The sequence below is a fragment of the Paraburkholderia ribeironis genome, assembly GCF_900019265.1.
GTDB classification, from domain to species: domain Bacteria; phylum Pseudomonadota; class Gammaproteobacteria; order Burkholderiales; family Burkholderiaceae; genus Paraburkholderia; species Paraburkholderia ribeironis.
In genome coordinates, this window is the sequence record NZ_CYGX02000122.1 from 466 (window position 1) to 834 (window position 369).

A 369-nucleotide genomic window follows, 5' to 3' on the forward strand; every position below is an offset into this window, starting at 1 on the left:
GACAACGTGGGTATCCTGCTGCGCGGCACGAAGCGTGAAGACGTGGAGCGTGGCCAGGTGCTGGCGAAGCCGGGTTCGATCAACCCGCACACGCACTTCACGGCTGAGGTGTACGTGCTGAGCAAGGACGAAGGCGGCCGTCACACGCCGTTCTTCAACAACTACCGTCCGCAGTTCTACTTCCGTACGACGGACGTGACGGGCTCGATCGAGCTGCCGAAGGACAAGGAAATGGTGATGCCGGGCGACAACGTGTCGATCACGGTGAAGCTGATCAACCCGATCGCGATGGAAGAAGGTCTGCGCTTCGCAATTCGCGAAGGCGGCCGTACGGTCGGCGCTGGTGTGGTTGCAAAGATCCTCGAGTAA

Annotated in this window: 1 protein-coding gene; it reads left to right on the plus strand. The window is 60.7% G+C overall.

Translation table 11 applies throughout. The features are described 5' to 3' along the window. Window positions 1–369, plus strand: a 369-nt coding sequence (locus BN2475_RS36025; RefSeq protein ID WP_483874393.1) for an EF-Tu C-terminal domain-related protein, incomplete at its 5' end; no start/stop codon positions are given.